Genomic DNA, 25,871 nt, shown 5'->3' with positions numbered 1-25,871 from the left:
GATGAAGAAGAACCCGGATAAAAAAAGAAGGGGAGTAAATCTTAAGTTATAAGATCCCCAGGTTGGGGGTAATGTCAGTATTTATAATAGTAAAATCAAATAATTAACTGGTTACCATTATGGAAAACTCGTAAGGTTCTGTGGCAACACTTTTATTATATCTCACAGAAATTGCCACGTCACGTTGTTCCTCGCAAGGACGCTCCGTATCTGTATCTTCATGTTTTTTGAATATAGTCAACATAAAACTACAAAATAAATTCTTTTCTTTAAGTGTTGACATTAAAATCACACCTTGGCAATCTAAGTTTATTAATAAAGTTTTAACTCTTCTTATTTTTTTAAAATATATTGTTCTGGGAGGTGTTGTTGTTTCAGGTTTCGCGCTCACGAATTGTTAGCTTGTCTTGTTTTGTTCTCGCTATAAGTATTACGCTTCATAGCCTTATGACAGACCGCCAGGGAATGGCCCCTGTTATTATTGAGCATGAGTCAACAAATGTGGTGGTTCCTGAAGAAAAGGCCGATCAAATCGTTGCGAGCGCCGTAACCCAGTACCCCATCGAAAAGCAATCAACCCTTGTTATTGGCAAGGGAGACACGGTGATGTCCGTTCTCAATTCCATCGGAATGACGAAAGATCGGGCACACTTGGCAGTAAATGCTTTAAGAAAAGTATACAATCCAAAAGCACTTAAAGTTGGTCAAGAACTACATGTAGTCTATAAGCCAGGCGATGAGACGACAGGTGTCACTTTGGTATCGGTTAATTTTAAAACCTCGACTGGCAATGAGATTGCTCTGAGTTATAAAGATGGAGAATTTTCTGCCGAAAAGTTTGAGGTACAGCTGACCAGAGTGCAGCAGAAAGTTGTTGGAAAGATTAATTCGAGCTTTTACTCTGCAGCTTTGAAAAAAGGGGTGCCCGCTCAAATTGTGAAAGAAGCAATTGCTGCGCTTAGTTATGATATTAACTGGCAGCATGATCCTCAATCAGGTGATGAATTTCAGATTTTATTTGATGTCTTCCAAGATCCAGAAGGCAACGTTATTAAAGTAGGTGAACTCAAGTTTGCTGCGTTTGCTCCCAAGGGTAACTGGCGCAAGGTTTATGCTTTTCAAACAGCGGCAGGATCAACTGGTTATTTTAATGCTCAGGGTGAAAGTGTTATAAAATCATTACTTCAAACGCCGCTTGACCCCACAAGAATGCGGGTAACCTCAAAGTTTGGAGTGAGAAACCATCCGATGTTAGGTTATTCCAAAATGCATAAAGGAGTAGATTTTGGCGCACCCACTGGGACACCAGTGATGTCTGCTGGTGAGGGAGTTGTCTTAAAATCTGGCTGGAACGGCGCCTATGGTAACTATATTCTGGTGCGTCACAGCGCTGACTACTGCACAGCTTATGCGCATTTGAGCAAGATTCACGTAAAGCCAGGAACAAAAGTGCGCCAACGCCAAGTGATTGGGGCTGTGGGATCAACTGGCAGGTCGACTGGCGCGCACCTTCATTATGAAGTTATCCACAAAGGCCGCCATGTGAATCCGCAATCAATTAAACAGCTGCCTTCCACTAAGTTGACTGGTAAAGAATTGGCTAAGTTCCACGCAGTTAAGGCTGTGTTTGATAATTATGCAATCAGTGATAACTTTGCCGAACTTGCTCTGAGGAAAGTACCGCTTGCGGGGTAGATATTGTTCTAAGGAAATAATTGAGAAAGAGGGGAGGGCTCCTCTTTTTTTGTTTTAAACCTTTCTCTTAACTGAAACTCACGTTATACTTCTCAAAAAATTTTATAAAAGGAATATAAAATAAATGTCTTTTTTCTGGCGTTTAACCTGTTCTGCAACCTTGGAAAATATTGAAATTTTTGCTGACGCAATTGAAGAACATGTTCTATCTGTTGGGTGGTTTGAAACGACAAATCCTGAGATTTGGATGGTGGAAGCCACTGTACGGAAAGAGCCTGAGATGGCATTCTTGCAGCAGCTTATTAGTGAAGCAGCCGCCCAGCACAAGGTACCTTCGCCTCATCTTCATGTGGAAAAACTCCCAGATGCAGATTGGTTAGAACAAACTTGGAAAAATTTCCCACCCCTAGAAATTGCTCGTTTTTATATTTACGGTAGCCATGCAAAAGGGGAGATTCCCGAAGGGTTGATCGGTATGGAGATTAATGCAGCAACCGCTTTTGGATCAGGAGAGCATCAAACAACGACTGGCTGCCTTGAGACACTTTGCGATTTTATGGACGCAGGAATTCAGGTCAAGAACCCCCTCGATATGGGCTGTGGATCGGGTGTTCTCGCTATGGCAGTTACTAAGTTATGGCAGATGCCTGTTTTAGCTGTCGATAACGATCCAGAATCGGTGCGTGTCGCCGCCCAAAATGCAGCGACAAATAAATGTGAGCAGCTAATGCATACTTTATGTAATGAAGGTTTTGAGGGCGATGTTGTTCAAAAATATGGTCCCTTTGACCTGATTGTTGCTAATATTCTTGCTGGGCCTTTGTGTGATATGGCACCTCAGATGGTTGCTAATACAATAAAAGGAGGGCGAATTGTCTTGTCCGGGCTTCTGACTCGCCAAATTGACGAAGTTGCCGCGGCTTATGAAGTGGCGGGAGCAACATTAGTAAGTGTTAAAAATGTGGGGGATTGGGCAACGCTTAGCCTTATAAAATAGAAAAATGTTTAATACAATTCTTCTCCTTGTCAAGAGAGTGCTGTGCAAGATATTCTCTAAGAAAAGAGAGGGTTTATGGTTGATCATTTTTTGAATCGGATAAGGTTACTTCAGAACTATGTGAAAGATGAGATTGACTGTCAGGCATTTTTTGTACCTCGCGTGGATCGCTATCAAGGCGAATATGTTGTTCCCGCCGATGAAAGATTAGCCTGGCTTACTGGTTTTACTGGTTCTGCTGGGATCGCAATTGTTATGCCAGATGAGGTGGTGTTGTTCGTTGATGGGCGTTACACCCTCCAGGCAAAGCAGCAGGTGCCTGCCGCAGTAAAAATCATCCACACCACTGATATGCAGCCATTTGCCTATCTAGAGGAAAAACTCTTAAAAGGTGCACGCATTGCCTTTGATCCTTGGTTGCATACAGTGCAAGAGCAGACGCAATGGCTGAAAAAATCTGACCAATTAGGATGGGTGTTTCATTCGCTTGACCACAATCCTATTGACCAATTATGGGTTGATCGACCGAACCGGCCTCTCAATCCTGTTTTTTTGCTCGAGGATAAGTTTACTGGTAAAAACAGCGATTTAAAGCGAGCAGATATAGCCACTGCTTTAAGAAAGTCAGGGGCAAATTTAACCTATATTAGTTCTCCCGATGCGTTATGCTGGCTTTTGAATATCCGAGGGAGCGATTTTCCTTACACCCCTCTTGTAGATGCTTTGGGGTTTATTGATTCTGAAGGGGTTGTTACACTGATAATTGATCCGGTTAAAATCCCTGATACGGTAGGGGAGGCTTTGGGTGATCAGGTAGAGATTATCCATGAAAAAAATCTTTTATCCTTTTTAAATAAGCAGGAGAAGCGAAAATTATTGATTCATGCGGCTTCAACTCCTGTGTTTATTGCGAATAAATTTTCAAATGATAAACTGATGCTGGGAGACGATTTATTGCAACTTCCCAAAGCCTGTAAAAACCTAGTTGAGCAAAATGGCATGCGCCAGGCGCATCTAAAAGATGGGCTTGCTGTTACGCGATTTCTTTATTGGTTAGCCAATAACACGGAGCCACTTACTGAATTAGATATTGTGGAGCGATTAGAAGAATTTCGCCAGATGGACTCAACTTATCGCGGTCCAAGTTTCCCAACAATTGCCGGGTTTGGCAGCAATGGCGCTATTGTTCATTACCGCCCAGAAACTAAAACCAATAAGTTGATTCAAGATGGGTCACTGTTGTTGCTTGATTCGGGGGCGCAGTATTTGGAAGGTACAACCGATATCACCCGTACCATTGCTATTGGTGCCCCGACTGAGGAACACCGTCATTATTTCACGCGTGTTTTGAAAGGACATATTGCGCTTGCAGTGATCCATTTCCCAAAAGGGACAAGTGGGAGGCAACTAGATATTTTGGCGCGGCAACCGCTATGGGAAGTGGGTGCTGATTTTGATCACGGGACGGGGCATGGGGTCGGGTGTTTTCTGAATGTGCATGAGGGGCCGCAGCGAATTAGTAAAACAGGATCAGGGATTGCCTTGCAGGTGGGGATGGTTTTATCGAACGAGCCTGGCTACTATAAGGCCGATAACTATGGTATTCGCGTCGAAAATCTTATTCTGGTGACGAAATCGGATCTTGAAACGGATCGACCTTTTTATTGCTTTGAAACGCAAACGCTTACACTCGCGCCAATTGATGTCCGTCTGCTGGTTAGGGAGTGGTTGACAGCGGCGGAGCGAGAATGGCTCAATGCTTATCATCAAAAAATTCGCGATCTTCTCTTACCCCAGCTTGAGCCAGAAACAGCTTCTTGGTTAATTGAGGTGACAGAGCCGATTTAGGGATAGGAAAACCAGTCTCGAGTTACGTGTTTTTAGCTGATTTTGCCAGACCTGCGCGGTCTTAAAAACTTTGAAGAGGACCTATATAACAAAAAACCGGCTAAAAAGCCGGTTTTTTGTTCTTGCAACTGACTTTTTTCATACTTATCGTAAGCTTAATCTTAAACAAATACAAAAGAAACTCATAGCTTATGCAGCAGCCGCATTACCCAAGGCATCTTGTGCTTGTGCAACAAGAGCTTTAATGGATTCGGGGTTGTGCATAGCTAAAACAGCTAAAGCTTTACGATCAAGCGTAATACCGGCTTTTGCAATACCGTTCATGAAACGGGAATAGGTCATACCGCATTCACGTACTGCTGCATTGATACGTTGAATCCACAAAGCGCGGAATTCACGTTTCTTGTTGCGACGGTCGCGGTAAGCATATTGCAAAGCTTTTTCAACACGTTGAATAGCAGGGCGGAAACATGTACTTGAGCGTCCACGGTACCCTTTCGCCATTTTTAATACTTTTTTATGGCGAGCGTGTGCTGTCACACCTCTTTTTACACGGGCCATTTTAAATTCTCCTGATTAGACGTGGAAGTAATATGTCAAAACTTTTTTAGCATCGCAATGATCCATAATGATCATCCCACGCGCATCGCGAACGAATTTATTGCTACGCTTACGCATACCATGGCGTTTGCCGGCTTGGCCCATTTTAACCTTACCGGAACCAGTAATACGAAAACGCTTTTTCGCACTGCTTTTTGTTTTTAGCTTGGGCATTTTTACTCTCTATTCATTAAGTTTGATCAAGGTGGATAGGCATGCCCTGTCTTTTGACTTTTCTGTCAAAGACAACGCCGGGCCACCGACTTTATACTTAGAAAACAAGTATAACTCACTATTTATAGACAATCAGATGACGTAAAACAAGTCAAAATTTTGGAAGAAGATCTTTAAGGACACGAAGAGATAAGATTAGAATAATATTAAAGAAATCGCGATTATAATATAATATTTACTGTAATAACTAAGGTAATTTGTTAAAGTCTGCATATGAAGCCTAGGTGCTTTCGGATTGGTTAATGTAAGTGAGACAGACAAGTGGGGTGGTTAAAAAGTGACAATAATAACAACAGCATCAGAATTTAACAAACTCTGCCAGCGTTTGGCGCACGGAACCCACGGTTTTATTGCTGTTGATACAGAATTTGTCCGCGAAAAAACCTACTGGCCTCAATGGTCATTATTGCAAATAGCTATCCCTGAAGATGTTTACATAGTGGATGTGACAAGTCTTGACCGGGAGAAAGATTTTGACGCTTTTAAAGATTTGCTCCTGCACAGTTCTATCCTAAAGGTCTTTCATGCCTGCCGACAGGATGTCGAAATATTTTTACACGAATTAGACATTATTCCAAATGCCATCTTTGATTGCCAGATTGCAGCCTATTTATGTGGTTTTTCTGAGGGGATGGGTTTGGCTAAGCTGGCCTATGAACTTTTGAGAGTTGAGGTTATTAAAACTCAGCAACATACAAATTGGATGTCACGTCCGTTATCTCCCAAACAATTAGCCTATGCAACTGTTGACGTGCAGGTGATTCAAAAGCTTTATCATGCGCTTGAAGCTAAGCTTGGGGAGCTCGGGCGTTGGGGGTGGTTGCATTATGAACAAGAGCATCTCTTTTCCTCCAGAACCTATATGCCTAATGTGGATGAGTTATGGCATCGCATTCGTACGCATCATAAAATGAAGGCATCAAAGCGGGCATTATTACAAGAGTTATGTCGCTGGCGTGAAGAAAAAGCGCGAGAGTTAAATTATAATCGTGCCCGAGTCATAAATGATGATGCTTTGGTCAAAATTATTAATCTTAATTCAGAAAACATTTTGGAATTAGCAGATCAGGTGCCAGGCATTGATGTTGATTATTTAGAAGAAATTTGGGCCCTGTTACTTGCCTTTAAAAGCCGTAGCCCCCATACATATCCAAGGCTTAAGCATCCCCCACGTCGCCCACCTTATTTGCTGGAAGCTTTTGAGAAGATTGCACAATTACGGCAGCAAATCGCTGTTAAGCTGCAGGTGTCAGAGCGCCTTCTCGCCAATGATGAAGCTATAAAGGACTTTGTTTCAGATTATGAAGTGCCTTTTACTCGTGGTTGGCGCTACGAGGTCTTTGGTGCTGAAGCCCAAGGAATATTAAAATTATATAAAACAACAAACTAATCTAAAAATGGAAGAAATATGAGCAAAGAGTAAAAATTGTTGTTGGCAAATCTTGTAAAAATATGGCATAAAGTAAATATATTCCAGTCGGGAAGTAGCGCAGCCTGGTAGCGCGCCTGCTTTGGGAGCAGGATGTCGGAGGTTCGAATCCTCTCTTCCCGACCATTTCGAAAAAGATGAGTAATAGTAGTGTCATATGCTCGCATCTTCAGTCCTTCCAAAACATCTATGCAATCTGGCAAAGCCAAGACTGGCTATTGGGTTTTACAGTTTAATGCCTGTGATGCCAAATATGCAGATCCAGTTATGGGATGGACAGGTTCTCATTCAACCTTAGAGCAAATCAATTTAAAGTTTAAAACGCTTAAAACAGCCATTGATTATGCGCAACACCATGGCTTAGCAGTAATTGTTGACCTCCAACAGACACCCCGCGTGCAGCGCAAAGCCTATGCTGATAATTTTCGCCATGACCGGCCATTAGGGTAAAATATAGTAATTTCAGCACACCTTTCTAACCTTATATAAAACTTCTTGATGGTAGTTAACAAGCATTCCTTAGCTCTTAATGCCTGTCTTTCAAAATTTTCCTCTTTTTTAGAGGAGCTCCTTAATAGGGGGCCGCATTGCAGCAGACCCCTAACAGCCTTAGAAGGCCTAGCTCCTTCAATATGAAGCGGTTTTTACTTCAGCAAGATCTATCCGCCTACTCTAAAGCTTAAAGCTTGACACATTGACCACGAAAATGCGCCCGTAAATTATATTTAGATTCCCAGTATTCAAGTATAAGTGTTTCCAAATGCTTTTGAGGTGCATCTTTTAAAGAGTAAAGTTCTCCCGTTTTAGCGTTAACAATTAAAACTCTTGAACCGGGAATGGGGAAGTATTGCTGGGCATCATTCTCTAAAACCATCGGATCGACATGTTTGTAGGCTGGCAAAAAAGTATTTAAGCTACTTGCCTTAACATAATCGTAAACTTCTTGGCCTTCTGGCAGATCGTATCTATAAATATAGGGCATTACATCGGCAGCGATGTTTTTAAAACCAGAATTTCGCAAGAATTTGTAAGCTTTAGAGAAATTTTTTGAATAACAACCGCTTACTAAGGCTACTTTTGCTATTCCTCGTTCGTGTGGGGGGATGTTCTGGATAAGCGAAAGCATCGTGTCATCATTGTCTGTATCCTTAACAGCTAGATGAGCAAAAACTGTTGCCTGGGAAGACCAAATAGCGACTCCCACACAATAATTCAAATAGTATGTAGAAAGAATATGATCATCAATCTGATTAGAAAATACACCACCCTCCGATGCGTCAAAGACCAACCACTTTGAAAGATTAAATAAAGGCTCATTGTTGTAGGATAGGGGGAGAGGTGTGTAGTTTATCTTCGGTAAGTTTTGAACATCAATACTTTCTTCTTTGCTGAGATCAAGATCTTGTAGATGTTGCGTAAAGGATGCATCTGTACATAAAACTGCGGGGTATGGGTCATCTTCATGGGTAGTAACACAACGGATCTTTAACCCCTCGTACCATTCGGTAGATAGACTATCGAAGGATAACGAGGGGCTATTCATAGCAAAAACGTACCCAAAACATACTATTGAAGCTAAGATTTTTTTCACAATTGTTTCTCCTTGTTAAGAAGCATATATGCATTATCAAAAGGGAATTCAAGTTAGTAGGCTGATACTGTCGAATTTATTGCGTAAATAAAAATGTAGGTATAAAAAACAGAAAAAAATTATCTGGAAGTGTGTAATATAAAAAGCGATTACAATGCTTTGAAATAATTTATGACGAGTATGATTGTACTTGCAGGGCAACACAATATCTAGAAAAACCGCTACTAATATTACACTTCATATGATGAAAATTGGTTATACATGCGTCTCAGTCTTGGAACAAACTTTAGATTTACAGATTGAGACATTGAAAAAAGAAGGATGTGAAAAAATTGTTCCAAACCTATTTTGTGTATGTATCTGGGGGCAATCCATAAACTCACTTAGAAATTTAATAACTATCTCAAACACAAGGATATTCTGGGTCTTAGAGAGCAGCACATTTCAGATTGAACATTTTTTGGGGCGCCGCAACACGACCCCTAATATTTAAGCAAAACTACCGACCAATATGTTTTTGGCCTTTTGCTTTGGCAAGGAGGATTTGTTTTTGTCGCTCAGCGGCGCGATTTTTGGTTTTTTCTGGTATACTGTCAAAACAATGAGGGCAGGTGATGCCTGCTGTGAATTTAGCAGACTCTTTGTCCTCTTGTGTAAGAGGATGGCGGCAAGAACGACAAAGCTCAAAACTGCCAAGTTCCAGTTGATGTTTAATGCCAACCCGTTCGTCAAAAACAAAGCATTCGCCCTCCCAAAGACTTTCTTCGGCTTTTACGTCTTCCAAATACTTAAGAATACCGCCTTTAAGATGATAAACTTCTTCAAAGCCTTGGTCCAGCATATAAGACGAAGCTTTTTCGCAGCGTATGCCCCCGGTGCAAAACATGGCAATTTTTTTATGCTTGGCCGGGTCAAGGTTTTCTGCCACGAATTCAGGAAAGGCACGGAAAGTCTTAGTGTTTGGGTCAACTGCACGCTTAAATGTACCCATCATGACTTCATAGTCGTTGCGAGTATCCAACACAACGATATCCTCTCTACTAATCAGATCGTTCCAATCTTGCGGCTCTACATAAGTTCCCACATTTTTAAGGGGGCTGACACCGGGCACGCCCAGTGTAACAATTTCCTTTTTCAGGCGCACTTTGAGGCGGTAGAAAGGCATTTTTTCAGCATGGGATTCTTTATACTCCATATCTTCTAACCCAGGGATAGACAGAATGAAGTTCTTGACAGCATCAATACCGGCACGCGGTCCGGCGATTGTGCCGTTAATCCCTTCTTCAGCAAGAAGAAGTGTTCCCATAACACCCCCTGCTTCACAAAGATCTTTCAGGGGTTGTTGAATATTCTTCACTTGAGGAAGAGGGGCGAATTTATAGAGTGCTGCAACAGTAATCATGATATTTCTTTAGTTAAATAACTTTAATTCTACCTACCATTGAAGGAGAACACTGAAATAAGAATCTCCTTGGGCATATCCTCGCGTTTCAAGAAAGGATGCGTTTCAATAACGGACAGGATATTTATCTTACTTAATAATTTATAGTATATAGGTTTAGCAATGAAAAGAATTATTGCAAGTATTTTCTTATCCACATGCTTGTCCTTTTCCAAGGGAAGGCCATTTATTTTTATCAATTCTCGGGTGAATTGCCCTTTCACTTCATGTTATTTTTTGCCAGGAAGCTGGCGGCATTTCCTTTAATAGATGCTGCGTGAGGTAATCAGGCATGCTTTCTTTATGAGCTTTCAGCATTGATAACGCCTGTTGCTTATCATGATGAAAAAGTTTGACCTTCTTTTTGTCTTGAATGAGAGAGAGGGCCGTTTCAAAAATAGTATGGGCGTTACACTTTTCTTGGATCAGCTCAGGGACAACCAATTTGTTCATCAAAATATTAATTAAACAAATATAGTTGACCTTAGCAATTAATTTGGCAATCCATAGGGTGATAGGGGACGTCTTGTAGGCGATAATAAATGGAAAATTAAATAAACCTAATTCAAGTGCGACGGTCCCACTGGCGGCAATTGCAAAATTCGTATTAGCAAAACATCCCAGCTTATCTTCTTGTGTGATAATTGAAATGGGAAAATCATACTCTTTACATTTTTCAGCAATTAGCCCCTCAAATTGTTCAAAAGTCGGGATAGCTACATGAATGTCTGGTACATAAGGCAAAAGCAGTTGGGCGCTTGCCAAAAATTCGTCCAGCAAACGACTTACTTCAGATTGTCTGCTGCCAGGGAGAATCGTGAGTACAAAAGCTTCCTCGCGGATACCATATTTATGACGGAAATGGGGGGTTGGTTGTTGTTTTTCAAAGCGCTGCAATACTGGATTGCCAACGTAGAGCGCTTGAAACCCTTCTTTTTCAAAATAGGGGGGTTCGAACGGAAGAAGACAATAAAGCGTATCATAATAACGCATCAACTTGGGGGCTCTGCCTGCTCCCCAGGCCCATACAGCAGGCGCCACCAGGTGAATTACTTTGCCGGTAAATCCTTTTTTTCGCAGGCGCTTGACAACTCGAATGTGAAAATCAAAGGCATCAATGGTTATAACTAGATCAGGATTTTGAGAAATAATATGATCAGCCGTTTGCCGAATACGCTTCAAAATCTGGAAAACCTTCGGCAATACCTCAACAATACCATGAACGGTAATGTCAGACATGGGGAAGAGGGATTTCAATCCTTGCTTTTCAGAGTACTGCCCACCGATTCCACTCATGTGCAATGGATATCCATTCAGACGGCTTTTCAATGAATTCAATACTTCAGCTGCAATAATATCACCTGATGGTTCGGCGCTTGAGATAAATAGTTTCATTTGTTTTTCTCTGTACCCATCATGACTGGAAATTTAGAGATGACATCGAAATTTGGTATCATTTTCAACTAAAAATGCCTCAAAATTATTTTTAATTCAACTCTCCCAGGGGAAGTGAGCTGAAACTCAGTTCGTGTTAAAAACGTAAATAAAGAGACCCAACTCATTTGCAAGCTTAATGACAGCCTCTTGATCAATGATTTGTGAACGATCAGCCTCAATTGCAACTCCATTTAATTGAGAAGCATGTAATTGATGCAAGGTTTGGATGCCAATGGTGGGTAAATCAATTTTAAGGTTTTGCTGAATTTTTGGCGTTTTCACCAATAGACCACCTTCAGTCGCCAACTTATAGTCACGAACGCGTCGGATCAGTTGTTCTGTTCCTTCTATCGCCTCAATACCCAGCACTTGTCCCATTTGTATAATAATTGCCTGGCCAACATCACCGCTACTTAACAAGTCAAGAATTCTAATACCTTTATTAATATCGGCAATCTCTTCTTCAGTTGGTGATTTTAAGGTTAGAACCCCAGCTTTTGGACGTATATCATGTAAAATGTCCGCAGGTGCGAGAATGCGAAAACCTTTTGATTCCAATAAGTCAGTAATCGCCGTTAAAATTGCATCATCCCCCAATGTTTTATAACTAATAGCAGCAGCTAATTTTACACCTTCCCAGTCAAGGGAAATATTGCTGAAATTTGGCCGTTTAATGCCGCCGGCGAAAACCACCTCTTTAATTTTATGTTTATTAAACGCCTCAATAAACGAACCAATTTTACCGATTTTTAGCCAAATGTGATCAATATCCTTCACCGTTTCAGGAGGGGTTTGACCTTCTATTGCGGCTACAAAAATAGGGCGATTTTGCATCGCACATTTTTTAATAATGAGGCGAGGAAGATCTCCCTGTCCGGCAATTAATCCAAGGGGTTTGTTATCTGACAAGTTATTAGCCATATTTGGGCATACAAATGTTGCGTTTGGAGTCATTTTTGATGAAGTTAACAACGTGCATCACTTCTTCAGAGTCTTTGTATTGTGATATTACTTTTTCAATTCGTTCCAAAAGCGTAGAGTTTTCAAAATCCTTGATGTTTTTATCAAATAAAATTTTATAAGCATCACGTAACTGGTTAATAGCCCCTGGTGAAAAATTACGACGTTTGAGGCCAATAAGATTTAGACCTGAAAGATGAGCTCGTTCCCCTACAATTACGCCATAGGGAATTACATCTTGTTCAGCACCCGACATACCCCCAATCATGGCGTGCTCGCCAATGCGGACAAATTGGTGAATTGCTGACAGCCCACCGATAATTGCGTGATCACCAACATGGACATGCCCTGCAAGGGTGGCATGATTTGCAAAAATAACATGATTACCTATATGACAATCATGGGCGATGTGTACACCAATCATGAAGAGCCCATCATTCCCCACTTTTGTCAGACTGCCGCCCCCTTCAGTGCCAGGATTAATAGTCACATATTCGCGAATAATGTTACGCTTACCAATTTCAAGAGATGAGTGTTCACCTTGAAATTTTTTATCTTGAGGTACATGCCCAAGGCTAGCGAAAGGAAATACGACAGTGTGTTCCTCAATCGTCGTATGACCTGCAACGACAACATGTGACTTTAGATCAACGTTATCACCCAGCTTTACCTGGGGACCAACATGGCAAAAGGGACCAATATGGACATTGTTTCCAATCTCGGCGCCTTCTTCCACAATAGCTAAAGGATGTATAGTTACTACTGTCATGCTTATTTGTCCGTAATCATTGCTGTAAAGGTTGCTTCGTCCATCAATTGCTCACCCACCCAAGCTTGACCAGAAAACTTCCAAACAGGGCCTTTACTCTTAACAAAAGTAACTTTGAGAAGTAAGGTATCACCAGGGAAAACAGGTTTACGGAACTTGGCTTCTTCGATGGACATAAAGAAGACACTTCGCTTCTTTTGGGGTTGATGTCCTTGTTGCTGTTCGAGTGTTTTAATAACCAGAGCACCTGCTGCTTGTGCCATAGCTTCAACAATTAAAACGCCTGGCATGATTGGTTTTTCTGGGAAATGCCCTTGAAAAAACCATTCATTCATCGTAACGTTTTTTATGCCAGTGGCTTTCAAGCCAAGCTGTATGTCAACAAGTTTATCAATCAACAAAAATGGATATCGATGGGGAATAAGGCGTTGAATTTCATCGATATTAATCTCTGAGATGTATCCTTCAGATTCAGTCATAAATTCCTCTAATTGCCTGTTTTTTCTTTTATAGTTATTATTCAACTTAAAATTAAAAATGTTTTTCTTCAACGCATACTGGCAAAGATTAACTAAATTATCAATATGTTCTTGCACATTTTGGGTGAGAGACAAGTTATTTTTCTGACAAGATATCTATATCTCGCTTATTAAAATTTTTTGTACAAGAAATCAAAACACGCAACTCCATTCACATAGTTTTTTTACACTATTGTAAGCTGTCTGTCATGCTAGGAAATCGGCGGAGATTTATAAAAACTTGCTCATTTTTAAACTAAAAGTCCCAGTTTCTTCTTCCCTGACGCCTTAGCGGCAATGGGCATGTTCGCTTCACCGGTTAGGGTCTGGCCCCGCCAAATTAATTGGCCACTACTGCTGACATGATGGCCTAAATTATTATGAACGCGTAACCTTTGCTAATCGATTAAGGTGAATTTGTTGTTTTAAAAAATCTCGATGCTTTATTGCAGGAGATCCCATCATGGCAACATTTGGCTCAACATCAGTCATAATGCCAGATTGAGCAGCTATACGCGCATTATCGCCAATTTTAAGGTGGCCCGTAAAACCTGACTGTCCGCCGGCAATAACATTTTTCCCAAATTTTGTGCTACCCGAGATGCCGGTTTGAGAGATAATAATACTATGGTCGCCCAGCTCAACGTTATGGGCAATCTGGCAAAGATTATCAATACGAACGCCTTTGTGAATAATGGTATCACCAGAGGCTCCCCGATCAACGGTGGTATTGGCCCCAATTTCAACATTATCTTCAATAATTACACGACCAAGTTGAGGGACAGAAAAATGACCATCCGGACCAATGTCAAAACCAAATCCCTTTTGCCCAATTTTAGCACCACACTTTACATAAACATTGTCGCCAATGAGGGCGTGGCTGACAACAGTCTGGGAGCCAAAATAACAATTAGTGCCAATTTTTACCCCATTATGAATAACAGTGTGAGCTTCAAGAGTGCAGTCATCGCCTATTTCAACCTCCTCACCGATAACGCAAAATGCTCCAATAGAACAATTGATTCCAATTTTAGCGGATAAAGCAATCACTGCATTGGGATGGGTACCACTTGGCTGTGACGGTTTTTGTTGATAGAAAATGCCAGCAATTTCAGCATAGGTTCGGTAAGGAGTTTTGCTTAAGAGTAAACCAACATGGGAGGGAGCATGATCTTTATTATCAGGGTGAATAATACAAATCCCAGCCTCTGTCACTTGCAAAACATCTTTATATTTGGGATTGTGATAAAAAGTGAGGTCTGAGCCATTTGCCAAATGCAAAGGTGCTACGCCGTTTATTTCTTTCTTTAAGTCACAATTGACTATTTCGAGTTTCATCATCTCAGCTAATTGGGCGGCAGTGTAAGGACCTGTATTTCTATAAAATTTTGAATCAATCATGAGTAACTCTTATTTTTTAGTGTAAATGGGCTATTGGTAGTCGTTGATCTAATGCCTCTAATATATCGGGGGTGATATCAAGCTCTTTTCCGCCATAAAGTAAGACGGGAGCATCTAAAATTGTGGCGTTAAAGACAAGATTGAGACCACGATTTTTTGCAATCTCAACAACAATTTCATGAATTGTTTGCTCAATTTCATTGGTAGCAGCGGCTAAACTTGCATTTAATTTTTCTTTTTTATCACGAATATTTTTTTCAAGTTCAATTACTTTTTGATCAAGCTGTGATCGCCGTTGTTGCAGCTCTGCTGCTGGCTTTTTAGCTGTGCTTTCTAGGCGTTTAATCTCATCAAAACTTGCTCGAAGTTCATTTTCCTGCGCCAGTATTTCAGAATGAAACCTTTTATATTGCTCGGCAATCAATTCTTGAAAACTTTTAAAAACAAGACCTTCATTGCGAATCACCGATAAATTAACAATCCCTACAGCAACCTGGGGAGGAGGAGAGATTATGGGCGCTTTATAATAGTATTTTACGAGACAAAACAGCATAGTGATGAAAAAGATGCCTGTGATAGCACTCATAATGATTTTGGTTTTAGGAACTTGCTTCATACAAAAAACTTCTTAATTCATCAATGTGTTATGTGCAAATAACTGCTCGTCTCTCAAACTCCCGACACATCATTTCAGATATGCCCTTACGAAGAACGCAGTGACGTGATAATCCCTCTCGTGAAGATAGGAATGAGATTGCCCCCTCGCGCTTGCTCTCCTCGTTTGCAATGACGAGGCTTGGGCGGAGAAGGCAATCAGCATAAGTTTAAAACCGGCTCGATACCCCAAACAAGAATCTTTCTGGTTGGTCGAAGGATTGTTTTTTAAGTGGAATCGCGTAGTCTAGGCGCAATGGGCCAAGAGGCGATTTCCAAGCAATCCCAACACCGACGGAAATACGAGCTGATTTACTATCATTTACACTCACTCCTGGCATATTTTGGGCTGTTTTCCAAACCGACCCAATATCAGTGAAGACAGCGCCTTTAACCCCAAATTCGTTGGGCAGCCCAATTGGAAACATAGCCTCTAAGCTCGTGACCCAATACAATGTCCCCCCAAGTGGATCGTTGGTGCGAGCGTCACGCGGGCCTAAACCGCCATAGCTAAATCCACGGAAGCTTTCGTTACCCAAAAAGATACTGTCAACCAAACGAACAGGCTTTGAGGAAACTCTGTTTACATTCCCAATGGTAGCCCGTGCGTTAATTGTGACCTCCTCAATTGGGGTATAGTAAGCCGACGCGCCTAATGAGTTCTTTAAATAGTTAACGTTACCGCCAAGACCGGAATAGCTATTGCTCAACGTCACATTGTATCCAGCTGTTGGTTCGCGCCGACTATTACGTCTGTCGTAGGTAAGCGCCTGCGCAATAGAGGAGTCCAGATATTTGCCCGCCTGTTGTTTGAGGTAAAGTGAGGCTATATCAGGTACATCTAGTAATTTATCTTGGCGTAAACCATAAGAAAGTGTTTGATACCAATTTTCTGCCAACGTATAGCCAACATGTAATCGCGTACCCGTTGATTCTTGAGTAAAGTGACTCAGACGAGTTGAACGTGTGTGGAATATGTTGGCACCACCTTCCAGGTTATAACCAAGAAAGTAAGGATCACTAATCCCAATATCAAAGTCCTGACGACGAGAAGCAATCGTTGCATCGATCGAAACAGAACGTCCCGTTCCCATAAGGTTGCGCTCCGTGAAATGAACGTTACCAAGGGCGCGGTCAAGGCTTGAGAATCCTCCCGCGATACCAAGTTCACCAGTTGGTTGTTCTTCAACTTTTATGATGATTTTTGCTTTATCAGGAGCGCTGCCAGGTTCGGTGACGATTTCTACTTTTTTGAAATAACCAAGGTCATTCAAATTTTGTTCTGCACGTTTGACATACACACTATTATAGGCATCGCCCTCATGGAGGCGAATTTCACGACGAATTACGGCGTCTTTGGTTCGGTCATTACCGCGAATCTCAACCCGCTCAACATAAACGCGGGGACCTTCTTTTATTTCAAAGGTGATATCAACGGTTTTCTTTTCTCTATTTTTTTCAATAATAGGGTCTACTTGAGCAAAGGCAAAACCGGCAGCACTTGCTGCTTCTGTCATATCCGTCATGCTTTTTTCAATATTGCGCCCAGAATACCAATCCCCTGCAGAAAAGTTAATCTTGCCTTTGAGAGCTTCGGGAGGTAGACGTTTAATATCTGATTTCACAGTTACTTTATCAAAAGTATATCGTTCACCTTCTTCAATGGTAAAGGTGAGATACAAGTCTTTCTGGTCAACAGAAAGCTCAGCTACTGCAGAGACAATACGGAAATCAGGATACCCATTGTCATAGTAATATTGACGCAAGAAATGTTGGTCAGCCACAAAACGTTCTGGATCATAAGTATCATCCGCTGCAAAGAAACGATACCAGCGTGTCCGCTTTGTGAGCAAGATTTTTTCTAGTTTGTCAGAGTCGATGTGCTTATTGCCGATGAAATTGACTTTTCGGACATACGTGACTTCACCTTCATTGATTTCAAAAACCAAATCAACCCGATTTTCATCAAGTTTAATGATCTTTGGCTCAACAGTGGCACCATAACGGCCCATGCGGCGATAAAGGTCAAGAATGCGTTGTTGAGCTGCTTGGATTTTTGTGCGAGACAAGACTTCACGTGGACGCAATTGAACTTCTTCTTGAAGTTTATCGTCTTTAATCTTGTCATTTCCCTCAAAAGCAACTTTGTTGATAATGGCATTTTCAATGATATCAACGACAATGGTACCCTGGTGATGTTTAATCTGCACATCGGAAAAATAACCCGTTGCATAAAGATCTTTTAGCGCCTGGTCAATGGTTACCTGATCATAAGAGGATCCAGCTTTTAAGGGGATATAAGAAAGAACCGTTTCTGATTCAATACGTTTATTACCTGTAATTTCAATTGAGCGAATTGTTTCAGCAAAAGCGCTGGGAGCCAACAAAAAAGAGGTTAGTAATAATCCAGTAATATATTTCTTTGTCATAACTTCGGCGAGCCTTTATTAATTTAAAACTTGAACCAGCTAAGGATGTTAAAACGAACTAAATCGTTTTTTGTTGATAAAAACATGGCAAATAGGACGATGACTAAGCCAACGGTAAATGCAATTTCTTGGGCTCTCACGCTTACTGGCTTGCCGCGAATACCCTCTATGGCATAGAATACCAAGTGGCCTCCGTCAAGGACGGGGATAGGTAAAAGATTGACCATACCGAGATTCACGGACAAAATAGCCATGAACCAGAATAGAGAAACCAAACCACTTTTGGCGCTTTCTCCAGCCATTTCACCCATGCCAAGAATACCAACGAGTTCGCTAGAAGATCGATTAAAGGTAAGCATTTGTCCAATGCTGGCGAGAGTATCCACTGTCATTTTATAACAAGTTTTTGCCGCTTGCCCAATGGCAGCAAGCAGTCCTAACTGTTGGTAATCCATCCCGCCAGGACGAACACCTAAGTGTTGAGTTGGTTTAAATTCTTTAGTCTCGGCATCAAGTTGTGCCATTTTACCAGTTGCAATTACTGTTGCTTTTTCCGCTTTTCCTTCTTCTGGACGCTCCACTGTTACTCGTATATCTTGTCCTTTTAAAGGTGGAATAAGGGCACGAATATCATCAAAAGTACTAACAGGTGTTTCATTAATCTTGATGATGCGATCATCTTTTTGAAGCCCCAAATGTTCAGCAACGCTCCCCGCAATGACACCACCGATTTGATTGTTGATGATCGGTTCACCCTTAATAGCAAAGATTCCTGTCATCAAAATCATCGCTAAAAGATAGTTAGCAATAGGACCAGCGGCGACAACCGCCATGCGTTGACCTACGGTTTTACCATGAAGGGTTTTGGCTTTTTCCGCCTCATCCATGGCAGAGAGTGATTGGGAGTCAGCTCTACTGCTGCTATCGGCATCGCCATACATACGCACATAGCCGCCAAGCGGTATGAGACTGAATTTCCAGCGTGTTTGAGCTTTATCAGTCCAGCCAAAGATCTCTGGGCCAAAGCCGATTGAAAACACATCAATTTTAACGCCATTCCACCGCGCCACCAAATAGTGACCAAGCTCATGAATAAAAACTAAAACGGTTAGAACGATCAGAAAAGGAATGACATATTCGGTGATGTTTCCAAGTAAGTACGACATAAAAAGCCTCGTTTGGCAGTTAAGGTTAGCAACACATTAACCGATTGTTAATCAGTTTAAAATGGGGATTTTTATCAAAATTGAAATTGTTGAATAATTTGTTGCGTGTGATGGCGCAAATATCTATCAAAATCAATAACATCCGCTACACAATTTAGTTTGGGCGGTGTGGTTTTTTCAAGCATCATCTCGATGATTTTAGGAATCTCTATAAAAGAAAGACGATGGTTTAAGAAGTTTTCTACGGCTATTTCATTAGCTGTATTAAAAATAATCCGTTGTCCTTGACAGTTTTTCAAAGCTTGCCGTGCCAATCTTAAGGCCGGAAAGCGGGTAAGGTCAGGAGCTTCAAAGGTTAGTTTACCCATCTCAATAAGATTGAGTGGTTTGACCAACGTCTTATGACGGTAAGGCCAGCCAAGGGCATAGGAAATGGCTGTGCGCATATCAGGCATTCCCAATTGGGCAAGAGTTGAACCATCTTGATAGGCAACTAGGGAATGTATAATAGATTCAGGATGTACAATCACATCAATTTGGTGTTCTGGTACGTTGAAAAGGAGTGCTGCTTCAATAAGTTCCAATCCTTTATTGGCAAGAGTAGCGCAATCAATGGTGATTTTTGCCCCCATATCCCAATTTGGATGTTTTAATGCTTTTTCAACGGTAATATTGGCAAATTCTGCGCTAGCTAAACAACGAAAGGGCCCCCCTGAAGCGGTAAGGATAAGTTTATTAAGCTGCGCTCGGTTCTGTTCCTCAAATACTTGGAAAATAGCACTGTGCTCTGAGTCAACTGGAACTATTTTGGTACTATGCTCAGTAGCCAGTGCCAGGATTTGTTCACCCGCGGCAACGATGGATTCCTTATTGGCAAGCGCTAGCTTACGACAGTAAGGAATAGCAGCATAGGTCATCTCTAAGCCAGCCAGACCCACAACGGCAGAGATGACTGTATCCACCTCTATCTGGGCAACTTCTAAAAGCCCTTCTTTGCCGCAAAGAACTGTTGTCTTTGTTCCTACAAGTAAATTGTTTAATGTTTCATATTGAGAGGAGTCGGCAATAACGGCGTATTGTGCACCAGTTTGAATGGCAGCATCGGCTAGTTTGGTGACATTTTTTTGGGCCGTAAGAGCAATAACCTTAAAAGCGTCGGGGGTTGCCCCTACAAGGTCAAGAGTGCTTTGGCCAATAGAGCCCGTAGCGCCAAAAATAGAAATTTTTTGTGGGGCAGACATTTTTTATCCTATATGACTATCTATACTCAGATAACCTGAAGATGCCGGTTTCTGGCTTCGCATTGGATGTGGCTTTAGTCCCATAAAAACGCATCCGCCTGGATTTTGAAAACCAATGAATACATAACTATATTCCTAGAACAAGCAGTAATCCTGCGGCAAAAGAGGCAAGGAGAGTGCTATCCAACCGGTCTAAAAGGCCACCATGACCAGGAAGTATCCCCCCAGAATCTTTGACATTGAAGTAACGTTTGACAATGGATTCAAGTAAATCACCCAAATGACTCATCAAGGAAAGGTAAAAGGAAACGGCAGCCATCTGCCACCAGGTGATATAAAGGTCTTGCAAATAACAACCCAGGCAACTACCAACAATCATTGAGGCGACAATACCACCGATAAACCCAGACCATGTTTTGTTAGGGCTAACGCGAGGTGCAAGTTTTGGGCCACCTATATTTTTTCCTGCAAAATAAGCCCCAGAGTCAGAGGCCCACACAACAGTTAAGATCCATAAGAAATAGAGAGTGAGACCTTCATGGACAAAATAAATGATCAAATAAACTGATGCAGAAATATAAAGTGTTCCAATAATATGGAAAATAAAATCTTTAATCGTACGCTTTTGCGCAATGTGGGGGATAATAAATAGGCCAAGAGATAACATCATATATTGCAAATATTTTTTAGCTGAAAAATCAAGGTAAATTAGCCCTAATGTTAAAAAACATATCAAATAAGGAAAGGGATTCGTAGAAGTACCAAGCGACATCCTCGACCATTCATGCAGCAACATGAAAGATGCTGCAATAATAAAGATGTCAAAGTAGGGTGATCCCAACCAAATAACCGCCACAACTGCTGGAATTAAACATGCAGCCGTCATGATGCGTAAGGTTTGATTAGAAAATTGTTTATGAACCAACTGTTGTACCATAGCGACGCTCTCTATTTTGATACTCTTCTATGGCTGCTTTTAAATCATCCTCGCTGAATTCTGGCCATAATTTATTGGTAAAATAAAGTTCAGCATAGGCTAGCTGCCATAAAAGAAAATTACTAATTCGCATTTCACCACTGGTACGGATTAATAAATCGGGGTCTGGGAACTTACTGGTATAGAGGTGTTTTGCAAACATCTCTTCATCGATGTTGTCGAATGTTAACTTGTCCTCTTTTACCTTTTCAGCAATCGCTTTAGCTGCATGAACAATTTCATTACGCCCTCCATAACTGAGAGCAATAATTAAATTGATTCCATCATTCTTTTTTGTTTTTTCCACCGCATCATCAACAAGCTGCCTCAGATCACCAGAAAGACGTGTCTGATCCCCAATCACATGAAGACGAATATTATTTTTAATAAGATCTTTTAGTTCAAATTTCAGATAGTACTTTAACAGATCCATTAGCTCCACGATCCAAGATGAGGGGCGGCGCCAATTTTCTGTAGAAAAAGCATAGACAGTGAGGTGAGTGACGCCGAGGTTGGCAGCAGCTTGACAAATTTTTTTTAATGCCTCAGCTCCTGCTTTGTGACCAGCAATAGTAGGCAACCCACGTCGCAATGCCCATCGGCCATTCCCATCCATAACAATTGCGATATGATGAGGGATTTCCTTTGGAATTTGATTTTTCGCTTGGTCTTCAATCATAAGTCTGTTGTATCAAAAAGTTAAAATTTTATTAATAATCCTGTTTTAAGTTCTAAATGGTTTACCAGCAAAAAGCTAGTAAAAAACAAATTTATAAAACCAAATACCCTGAGGCTCAATTTAAGTTGAAATCTCTTTCTAGAAATGATCAAGGCACTATAAAATCCCTTTAAAACACAACTCTATCGGTAATACTTGAGGGAGCAAATATGGATTTCTGCCATTCTAACTCACTGGTTGTGAATTTAAAGTCGTCCCCTGCCTGCTCGCTCTAATTGCCTACCTTCCAGTTAGAGGGATAGTTTTAAAATTCATTCAACTCCGATAAATTTTGCTTGCGCTCGGGAGTGGTTTTTCGTTAATAATAAGCTCATGTGCGCCCATAGCTCAGCTGGATAGAGCGACGGCCTTCTAAGCCGCAGGTCGGGGGTTCGAATCCTCCTGGGCGCGCCATCTCCACCAAATTTCCTTCAGGATAAAGGTCTGGCTTGCATGTTTCAGTCACTCTCAACAAAACTCACTGGCATTCTTGATAAAATAAGGAATAGAGGCGCTCTGACTGAGGCAGACGTGAATGCGGCATTGCGTGAAGTCAGAATTGCGCTTTTAGAAGCCGACGTCGCATTGCCCGTTGTGAAGCAGTTTATTGAATCTGTTCGCGAAAAGGCAATCGGCCAAGACATTATAAAAAGCATCAGCCCAGGCCAAATGGTGGTGAAAATTGTCCATGACCACCTTCAGGAAATGCTGGGACAAGAGACAGAAAAGCTCAATCTCGCCGCGGTGCCACCTGCCGTTATTTTGATGGTAGGGTTGCAAGGATCGGGAAAAACAACATCTTCTGGTAAACTTGCCAAGTACATTACAGATCATCACAAGAAAAAAGTGCTGCTGGCGTCCTTAGACATTTATCGCCCAGCGGCGCAACAGCAATTGGAGACTTTAGGACAGCAGCTGAGTGTCGCCACAGTGCCAATTGTGGCATCAGAAAAGCCTTTAGAAATTACAAAACGGGCATTACAGCTAGCTAAGGCCCAGGGTATAGACGTACTGATTCTGGACACAGCTGGGCGTCTTCATATTGATGAAGGTCTAATGGAAGAAGTGACTGCGGTCAAAAATCTTGCCAATCCAGTGGAGACGTTTTTGGTAGCCGATGCCATGACTGGTCAAGATGCGGTAACGATCGCTAAAGAATTTAATGAAAAGGTTGGGATTACTGGGATTATCCTAACACGCTTGGATGGTGATGCACGGGGAGGTGCGGCTCTGTCGATGCGTGCTGTGACTGGTCGACCAATTAAATTTATGGGAATGGGAGAAAAGCTGGATCAGCTGGAGCTGTTTCAACCTGAGCGGATTGCTGGTCGCATTTTAGATATGGGGGATATCGTCAGTCTGGTAGAGCGTGCCGCATCCGTCGTGGACCAGGATGAAGCTGAGCGCATGGCTAAAAAAATGCAAAAAGGCACCTTTGATCTCGATGATATGGTCAAGCAAATTGAAGGCATGATGAAGATGGGAGGTATGTCCGGTCTTTTGGGCATGTTGCCTGGCGTGAGCCGGGTGAAGGATCAGCTGGATAAAGCTGGTATGGATGATAGCATTTTAAAACGGCAAATTGCCATTATTCGATCGATGACAAAAAAAGAACGAAAAGATCCCAAGTTGTTGAACGGATCCAGGCGCAAGCGTATCGCCAGTGGGTCAGGGGTTCAAGTACAGGATGTGAATCGCTTAATTAAACAGTTTGAACAAATGCAGCAAATGATGAAAAAATTTGGCAAAATGGGCCAAAAAGGGATGATGCGCAATGGATTGAAAGGCTTGCTTGGTCGTTAAGGCTTTTCTTATTTTTTATAGTGAATCCGACAGTATTAGGTAAGTTGCATCTATCCCCGAACCTCTAAGAGTTATTGAGAGGTGATAGTAATTTTTTTTGTTTCTGAAATATTTTCAGCAGGTTTTTTAACGGAAATTGATAAAACTCCGTTAGAAAATGATGCTTTTATTTTTTCTACATCCAACTCAAAAGGAAAAAACACTGTTCGAGAAAAGCTTCCATAGGAGATTTCTTGCATCCAATAATTTCCTTCTTTCTCTTTTTCCTCAGTGGTATTTTTTTTCTCACCTTTAATTGTCAATTGGTTCTGGTTAACTTCTATTTTGATGTTATTTTCCTCGACTCCAGGAAGCTCTGCTTTCAATGTAATTTCTTCATTCGTTTCTGAAATATTTAAAGTAGGAAAACGACTAACAGAAGAAAGGGGAGGAAATACATCTAAATCACCTAAAAAGCGGTTAAAAAGCGTGTCTATTTCTTGTCTAAAGTTGGTTAAAGAGGGCTGATTAGTTCTCTTTCTAAAAGGTAATATCTCTTTCCACAACATCACATCACTCCTACTTTAAAAAAACAGATGTTACTACTAGCGACGAATTAGTTGAATCGTCCTAATCTATCCTCTCAACATTTATATGATTTTAAGGAGTGAGAAGAGGGGAATAATAAAAATAATTTGAACTAGAATGAATTCTTCTTAAAAAAGTAAAATTAAATAACAATTCTGTGGGGGGAATTTAAACCTGCTGAACGGTATGTTCCACGCTCTCTCGACTGCTCAGAGAACCTACTAAAATAGGAGAATAATTTCTTTAATTTATCGATTTAAAATCCATTAATTTTTGGCATTAATGGAGCTATAAAATTCACGAAAACTTCTTCTTAAAGTACATGACTAAAATAAATAGAAAGCACTTTGAAAAAGTGGTTAATCGGCAAGCTGACGGCACTTTTAATAAAAGACCTCCCCTGTCTTTAATCAGATATATGCAATTTATTGCTATCTTGGGGCAAGTTCCAAACCTTTTGCAAATCATCAGGACAGTAAAACGCCAAAGTTCGGGGGATATTTCTTTGTTTGGCCTTGGGGTCGCATTGTTTTGTGCAGTGAGTTGGTTTGTTTACAGTATGGTACTGCGGGATAAGCCCCTTATTCTTTCTAACATTCTGGGGTGTCTTTTGGTTAGCATCAATTTCGCAGTCACCTATATTTATCGGTGAGAGAGTAATCTTCTGGCTCACTTTCGTCATTTTGCTGGAAATTAATACATTTTTTTAAAAAATATGGTGATTAAGACAGTTTTTTATTGATGAAATTTGAATTCTGCGTTAGATGATATACAATTGATATTTTTATTGGAGACAATTAATAATGGCTTTGAAAATTCGTTTGGCTCGTGGCGGTTCTAAAAAGCGTCCATTTTATCGTGTTGTTGTTGCTGATGCAGCCAGCCCCCGTGATGGTCGTTTTGTTGAGAAAATCGGTACTTACAATCCTTTATTGGAACAAGGACATGCAGACCGCCTGGTGATCGACAAAGAACGCGCTCAATACTGGCTTTCCGTAGGGGCGCAGCCAACAGATCGTGTTACTGGTTTCTTGGCAAATCTTGGGTTGGTTGGTGCTGCTGAACGCCGCGAGCAAACAAAACAGAATCTTCCAAAGAAGAAAGCTCAAGAACGCTTGAAAGCTGAAGAAGCTGCAAAAGCAGCAGCAGCCGAAGCATAAGCTTTAAGGGGAGGGCCCTTTTTTAGGTGCTCTTGAACTATGCAAAATAAAAATAATAAAGGTTCACAAGAGAGCTCTCCCTCAGATCTTATCTGTATGGCTGAAATTACGTCATCGTATAACTTCGTATAATGTATGCTATACGAAGTTATTACGAAAGGCACCTTTGATCTCGATGATATGGTCAAGCAAATTGAAGGCATGATGAAGATGGGAGGTATGTCCGGTCTTTTGGGC

The 25,871-nt window shown here is 41.2% G+C and carries 25 protein-coding genes and 2 tRNA genes; 10 read left to right on the top strand and 17 right to left on the bottom strand.

Features of this window, described 5'->3' with window-relative positions:
• Positions 1-103 precede the first annotated feature (103 nt).
• Positions 104-283, bottom strand: a complete 180-nt coding sequence (locus tag IG80_RS15465; protein ID WP_198027061.1) for a hypothetical protein — start codon at positions 281-283, stop codon at positions 104-106.
• Between the two features lie 86 nt (positions 284-369).
• Here IG80_RS15465 and IG80_RS0101250 point away from each other — a divergent pair, with 86 nt between their 5' ends.
• From IG80_RS0101250 to IG80_RS0101240, 3 genes are all read left to right on the top strand, one after another.
• Positions 370-1,695, top strand: a complete 1,326-nt coding sequence (locus tag IG80_RS0101250; RefSeq protein WP_156961988.1) for a M23 family metallopeptidase — start codon at positions 370-372, stop codon at positions 1,693-1,695.
• A gap of 124 nt (positions 1,696-1,819) precedes the next feature.
• On the top strand, positions 1,820-2,692 hold the full coding sequence (locus IG80_RS0101245) for a 50S ribosomal protein L11 methyltransferase (protein WP_052045839.1): 873 nt from the start codon (positions 1,820-1,822) through the stop codon (positions 2,690-2,692).
• A 75-nt stretch (positions 2,693-2,767) separates the two neighbouring features.
• Positions 2,768-4,540 carry an aminopeptidase P family protein gene (locus IG80_RS0101240; RefSeq protein WP_032112259.1) on the top strand — a complete coding sequence of 591 codons (1,773 nt, stop codon included), beginning with the start codon at positions 2,768-2,770 and terminating at the stop codon, positions 4,538-4,540.
• Positions 4,541-4,729: 189 nt separating this feature from the next.
• On the opposite strand, the gene rplT is transcribed toward IG80_RS0101240, so the two are convergent.
• Together rplT and rpmI are read right to left on the bottom strand one after the other, a co-directional pair.
• The gene (gene rplT / locus IG80_RS0101235; RefSeq protein WP_032112258.1) at positions 4,730-5,101 is read right to left on the bottom strand and encodes a 50S ribosomal protein L20; all 372 of its coding nucleotides are present in this window, start codon (positions 5,099-5,101) and stop codon (positions 4,730-4,732) included.
• A 15-nt stretch (positions 5,102-5,116) separates the two neighbouring features.
• On the bottom strand, positions 5,117-5,314 hold the full coding sequence (rpmI, locus tag IG80_RS0101230; RefSeq protein ID WP_032112257.1) for a 50S ribosomal protein L35: 198 nt from the start codon (positions 5,312-5,314) through the stop codon (positions 5,117-5,119).
• A 337-nt stretch (positions 5,315-5,651) separates the two neighbouring features.
• Between rpmI and IG80_RS0101225 the strand changes: the two genes are divergently transcribed.
• From IG80_RS0101225 to IG80_RS0101215, 3 genes are all read left to right on the top strand, one after another.
• On the top strand, positions 5,652-6,764 hold the full coding sequence (locus IG80_RS0101225) for a ribonuclease D (protein WP_032112256.1): 1,113 nt from the start codon (positions 5,652-5,654) through the stop codon (positions 6,762-6,764).
• 88 nt (positions 6,765-6,852) lie between these two features.
• Positions 6,853-6,929, top strand: a tRNA-Pro gene (locus IG80_RS0101220).
• Positions 6,930-6,953: 24 nt separating this feature from the next.
• Positions 6,954-7,253, top strand: coding sequence for an ETC complex I subunit (locus IG80_RS0101215; protein WP_032112255.1), 300 nt, complete (start codon positions 6,954-6,956; stop codon positions 7,251-7,253).
• A gap of 229 nt (positions 7,254-7,482) precedes the next feature.
• Here IG80_RS0101215 and IG80_RS0101210 read toward each other — a convergent pair whose 3' ends face one another.
• The 13 genes from IG80_RS0101210 to IG80_RS0101140 all read right to left on the bottom strand — a co-directional run bounded on the left by IG80_RS0101210 (position 7,483) and on the right by IG80_RS0101140 (position 22,065).
• A complete protein-coding gene (locus IG80_RS0101210; protein ID WP_032112254.1) occupies positions 7,483-8,394 on the bottom strand; it encodes a hypothetical protein in 912 nt (303 codons plus the stop codon).
• 499 nt (positions 8,395-8,893) lie between these two features.
• Positions 8,894-9,796 (bottom strand): oxygen-dependent tRNA uridine(34) hydroxylase TrhO, encoded by a 903-nt coding sequence (gene trhO / locus IG80_RS0101200; protein ID WP_032112252.1) that lies wholly within the window; start codon positions 9,794-9,796, stop codon positions 8,894-8,896.
• Positions 9,797-10,060: 264 nt separating this feature from the next.
• Complete coding sequence (gene lpxB / locus IG80_RS0101190) at positions 10,061-11,230, bottom strand: lipid-A-disaccharide synthase (RefSeq protein WP_052045837.1); 1,170 nt, start codon at positions 11,228-11,230, stop codon at positions 10,061-10,063.
• 126 nt (positions 11,231-11,356) lie between these two features.
• Entirely contained in the window at positions 11,357-12,181 is an 825-nt protein-coding gene (locus tag IG80_RS0101185) for an LpxI family protein (protein ID WP_198027059.1), read from the bottom strand.
• Positions 12,182-12,185: 4 nt separating this feature from the next.
• Positions 12,186-13,001 (bottom strand): acyl-ACP--UDP-N-acetylglucosamine O-acyltransferase, encoded by an 816-nt coding sequence (gene lpxA, locus IG80_RS0101180; RefSeq protein WP_032112250.1) that lies wholly within the window; start codon positions 12,999-13,001, stop codon positions 12,186-12,188.
• Positions 13,002-13,003: 2 nt separating this feature from the next.
• Complete coding sequence (gene fabZ / locus IG80_RS0101175) at positions 13,004-13,480, bottom strand: 3-hydroxyacyl-ACP dehydratase FabZ (RefSeq protein WP_032113239.1); 477 nt, start codon at positions 13,478-13,480, stop codon at positions 13,004-13,006.
• A 417-nt stretch (positions 13,481-13,897) separates the two neighbouring features.
• Positions 13,898-14,920 (bottom strand): UDP-3-O-(3-hydroxymyristoyl)glucosamine N-acyltransferase, encoded by a 1,023-nt coding sequence (gene lpxD, locus IG80_RS0101170; RefSeq protein ID WP_032112249.1) that lies wholly within the window; start codon positions 14,918-14,920, stop codon positions 13,898-13,900.
• A gap of 16 nt (positions 14,921-14,936) precedes the next feature.
• Positions 14,937-15,536 carry an OmpH/Skp family outer membrane protein gene (locus IG80_RS0101165; RefSeq protein WP_032112248.1) on the bottom strand — a complete coding sequence of 200 codons (600 nt, stop codon included), beginning with the start codon at positions 15,534-15,536 and terminating at the stop codon, positions 14,937-14,939.
• Between the two features lie 208 nt (positions 15,537-15,744).
• The gene (gene bamA / locus IG80_RS0101160; RefSeq protein WP_032112247.1) at positions 15,745-18,003 is read right to left on the bottom strand and encodes an outer membrane protein assembly factor BamA; all 2,259 of its coding nucleotides are present in this window, start codon (positions 18,001-18,003) and stop codon (positions 15,745-15,747) included.
• A gap of 23 nt (positions 18,004-18,026) precedes the next feature.
• Positions 18,027-19,169 carry an RIP metalloprotease RseP gene (gene rseP, locus IG80_RS0101155; RefSeq protein ID WP_032112246.1) on the bottom strand — a complete coding sequence of 381 codons (1,143 nt, stop codon included), beginning with the start codon at positions 19,167-19,169 and terminating at the stop codon, positions 18,027-18,029.
• A gap of 74 nt (positions 19,170-19,243) precedes the next feature.
• Complete coding sequence (gene dxr / locus IG80_RS0101150; protein WP_032112245.1) at positions 19,244-20,410, bottom strand: 1-deoxy-D-xylulose-5-phosphate reductoisomerase; 1,167 nt, start codon at positions 20,408-20,410, stop codon at positions 19,244-19,246.
• 127 nt (positions 20,411-20,537) lie between these two features.
• Positions 20,538-21,347, bottom strand: coding sequence for a phosphatidate cytidylyltransferase (locus IG80_RS13010; RefSeq protein WP_052045833.1), 810 nt, complete (start codon positions 21,345-21,347; stop codon positions 20,538-20,540).
• Complete coding sequence (locus IG80_RS0101140) at positions 21,325-22,065, bottom strand: isoprenyl transferase (RefSeq protein ID WP_052045832.1); 741 nt, start codon at positions 22,063-22,065, stop codon at positions 21,325-21,327. Before IG80_RS0101140 ends, IG80_RS13010 begins: the two co-directional genes overlap by 23 nt.
• 376 nt (positions 22,066-22,441) lie before the next feature.
• Here IG80_RS0101140 and IG80_RS0101135 point away from each other — a divergent pair.
• Together IG80_RS0101135 and ffh are read left to right on the top strand one after the other, a co-directional pair.
• Positions 22,442-22,518, top strand: a tRNA-Arg gene (locus IG80_RS0101135).
• 39 nt (positions 22,519-22,557) lie between these two features.
• Positions 22,558-23,907 (top strand): signal recognition particle protein, encoded by a 1,350-nt coding sequence (ffh, locus tag IG80_RS0101130; RefSeq protein WP_032113236.1) that lies wholly within the window; start codon positions 22,558-22,560, stop codon positions 23,905-23,907.
• Between the two features lie 71 nt (positions 23,908-23,978).
• Here the strand turns inward: ffh and IG80_RS0101125 are convergent, their stop codons facing one another.
• On the bottom strand, positions 23,979-24,455 hold the full coding sequence (locus IG80_RS0101125) for an Hsp20/alpha crystallin family protein (protein WP_032112244.1): 477 nt from the start codon (positions 24,453-24,455) through the stop codon (positions 23,979-23,981).
• A 341-nt stretch (positions 24,456-24,796) separates the two neighbouring features.
• Here IG80_RS0101125 and IG80_RS0101120 point away from each other — a divergent pair, with 341 nt between their 5' ends.
• Both IG80_RS0101120 and rpsP read left to right on the top strand, forming a co-directional pair.
• On the top strand, positions 24,797-25,126 hold the full coding sequence (locus IG80_RS0101120; protein WP_032112243.1) for a SemiSWEET family sugar transporter: 330 nt from the start codon (positions 24,797-24,799) through the stop codon (positions 25,124-25,126).
• A 151-nt stretch (positions 25,127-25,277) separates the two neighbouring features.
• Complete coding sequence (rpsP, locus tag IG80_RS0101115) at positions 25,278-25,634, top strand: 30S ribosomal protein S16 (protein WP_032112242.1); 357 nt, start codon at positions 25,278-25,280, stop codon at positions 25,632-25,634.
• Positions 25,635-25,871 lie beyond the last annotated feature (237 nt).

Source organism: Candidatus Paracaedibacter symbiosus (assembly GCF_000757605.1).
Lineage (GTDB): Bacteria > Pseudomonadota > Alphaproteobacteria > Paracaedibacterales > Paracaedibacteraceae > Paracaedibacter_A > Paracaedibacter_A symbiosus.
This window is presented reverse-complemented; position numbering and strand designations above follow the sequence as displayed.

Bases quoted from the DNA above. Each gene is read 5' to 3' on its own strand.
- IG80_RS15465 (WP_198027061.1), bottom strand. From the start codon at position 283: ATGTCAACACTTAAAGAAAAGAATTTATTTTGTAGTTTTATGTTGACT.
- IG80_RS0101245 (WP_052045839.1), top strand. From the start codon at position 1,820: ATGTCTTTTTTCTGGCGTTTAACCTGTTCTGCAACCTTGGAAAATATT.
- IG80_RS0101240 (WP_032112259.1), top strand. From the start codon at position 2,768: ATGGTTGATCATTTTTTGAATCGGATAAGGTTACTTCAGAACTATGTG.
- rplT (WP_032112258.1), bottom strand. From the start codon at position 5,101: ATGGCCCGTGTAAAAAGAGGTGTGACAGCACACGCTCGCCATAAAAAA.
- rpmI (WP_032112257.1), bottom strand. From the start codon at position 5,314: ATGCCCAAGCTAAAAACAAAAAGCAGTGCGAAAAAGCGTTTTCGTATT.
- trhO (WP_032112252.1), bottom strand. From the start codon at position 9,796: ATGATTACTGTTGCAGCACTCTATAAATTCGCCCCTCTTCCTCAAGTG.
- lpxB (WP_052045837.1), bottom strand. From the start codon at position 11,230: ATGAAACTATTTATCTCAAGCGCCGAACCATCAGGTGATATTATTGCA.
- lpxA (WP_032112250.1), bottom strand. From the start codon at position 13,001: ATGACAGTAGTAACTATACATCCTTTAGCTATTGTGGAAGAAGGCGCC.
- fabZ (WP_032113239.1), bottom strand. From the start codon at position 13,480: ATGACTGAATCTGAAGGATACATCTCAGAGATTAATATCGATGAAATT.
- lpxD (WP_032112249.1), bottom strand. From the start codon at position 14,920: ATGATTGATTCAAAATTTTATAGAAATACAGGTCCTTACACTGCCGCC.
- IG80_RS0101165 (WP_032112248.1), bottom strand. From the start codon at position 15,536: ATGAAGCAAGTTCCTAAAACCAAAATCATTATGAGTGCTATCACAGGC.
- bamA (WP_032112247.1), bottom strand. From the start codon at position 18,003: ATGACAAAGAAATATATTACTGGATTATTACTAACCTCTTTTTTGTTG.
- rseP (WP_032112246.1), bottom strand. From the start codon at position 19,169: ATGTCGTACTTACTTGGAAACATCACCGAATATGTCATTCCTTTTCTG.
- dxr (WP_032112245.1), bottom strand. From the start codon at position 20,410: ATGTCTGCCCCACAAAAAATTTCTATTTTTGGCGCTACGGGCTCTATT.
- IG80_RS13010 (WP_052045833.1), bottom strand. From the start codon at position 21,347: ATGGTACAACAGTTGGTTCATAAACAATTTTCTAATCAAACCTTACGC.
- IG80_RS0101140 (WP_052045832.1), bottom strand. From the start codon at position 22,065: ATGATTGAAGACCAAGCGAAAAATCAAATTCCAAAGGAAATCCCTCAT.
- ffh (WP_032113236.1), top strand. From the start codon at position 22,558: ATGTTTCAGTCACTCTCAACAAAACTCACTGGCATTCTTGATAAAATA.
- IG80_RS0101125 (WP_032112244.1), bottom strand. From the start codon at position 24,455: ATGTTGTGGAAAGAGATATTACCTTTTAGAAAGAGAACTAATCAGCCC.
- IG80_RS0101120 (WP_032112243.1), top strand. From the start codon at position 24,797: ATGACTAAAATAAATAGAAAGCACTTTGAAAAAGTGGTTAATCGGCAA.
- rpsP (WP_032112242.1), top strand. From the start codon at position 25,278: ATGGCTTTGAAAATTCGTTTGGCTCGTGGCGGTTCTAAAAAGCGTCCA.